This is a genomic window from Vibrio sp. 1167, from assembly GCF_033340375.1.
In the GTDB taxonomy this organism is placed as follows: Bacteria; Pseudomonadota; Gammaproteobacteria; order Enterobacterales; family Vibrionaceae; genus Vibrio; species Vibrio alginolyticus.
In genome coordinates this window covers 1-1,187 of record NZ_JAWOWK010000083.1, presented here as the reverse complement: position 1 = coordinate 1,187, position 1,187 = coordinate 1, and the positions used below count along the sequence as shown (strand labels likewise).

General features: G+C 50.1%; 1 protein-coding gene. It reads left to right on the top strand.

What is annotated here, in order from left to right:
- Window positions 1–1,187, top strand: a 1,187-nt coding sequence (locus tag R7Z78_RS24540; protein WP_169643807.1) for an ATP-binding cassette domain-containing protein, incomplete at both ends; no start/stop codon positions are given.

Here is a 1,187-nt window from a genome sequence, read left to right as displayed (position 1 = left end):
GCGCGTTGTCTCTGATGCAGCAAGTCGGCATCCCTCAGCCTGAAAACCGTCTTAAACAGTATCCTCACCAGTTTTCTGGTGGTATGCGTCAGCGTGTGGTTATCGCGATCGCTTTGGCTGGTGAGCCAGATCTGATCATCGCCGATGAGCCAACCACGGCACTGGACGTATCAATCCAAGACCAAATCCTGAATCTTATCCGTGAGTTGTGTATCCAGAACAATGTTGGTTGTATGTTGGTTACGCACGACATGGGGGTGGTTTCAAACGTTACAGACCGCGTGGCGGTAATGTACCGTGGCGATCTTGTTGAGTTTGGGCCAACGGCAAAAGTGTTGGGCAACCCAGATCACCCATACACGCGCAGCTTGATTTCGGCGGTTCCTCGCTCAGACAGAAAGCTCGATCGTTTCCCTCTGGTGAGTTACATCGAAGAAGCGACAGAAATGAAGTCGCTGGACATCAAGAACCACTGGCTTGGTCAAAGCCAAGATCAGCGTGAGTACACTGGCCCGTTGTTGGATGTGAAAAACGTCAACCTAAGGTTTGTGACTAAGGACTCTTTGTTTGAAAGCCGCCGTGAGTACGTGCAGGCTTCGAACAATGTGAGTTTTGAGGTGCACGAAGGTGAGACGTTTGGTCTGGTGGGTGAGTCAGGTTCGGGTAAGTCGACCATCGCGCGCGTGATTGCAGGGTTGTATGAACCAAACTCTGGCCAAGTGAAATTTGAAGGCATCGATCTCACGGCGATGAAGTCGGAAAAAGAGCGTCGTCCGATGCGACGTCAAATGCAGATGGTGTTCCAAAACCCATACACGTCTATGAACCCTCGTATGAAGGTGGCAGACATTATTGCCGAGCCAATTCGTTTCCATAAACTCACCAAGAATGAAGCAGAAACACGTCAAATCGTGAATGATTTGCTTGATCATGTTGGTTTGGGGCGCATGGCTGGCGTGAAATATCCTCATGAATTCTCTGGTGGTCAGCGTCAGCGTATCGCTATTTCTCGTGTGTTATTGAAAGACGCGCCGCTGTTGGTACTGGATGAAGCAACTTCAGCTCTGGACTCAGAAGTCGAAGCGGCTATCCAAGAAAGCTTGAACGAGCTCATGCAAGGCAAAACCGTGATTGCAATAGCACACCGATTGTCGACCATCGCCCAGATGGATCGCTTAATCGTTCTC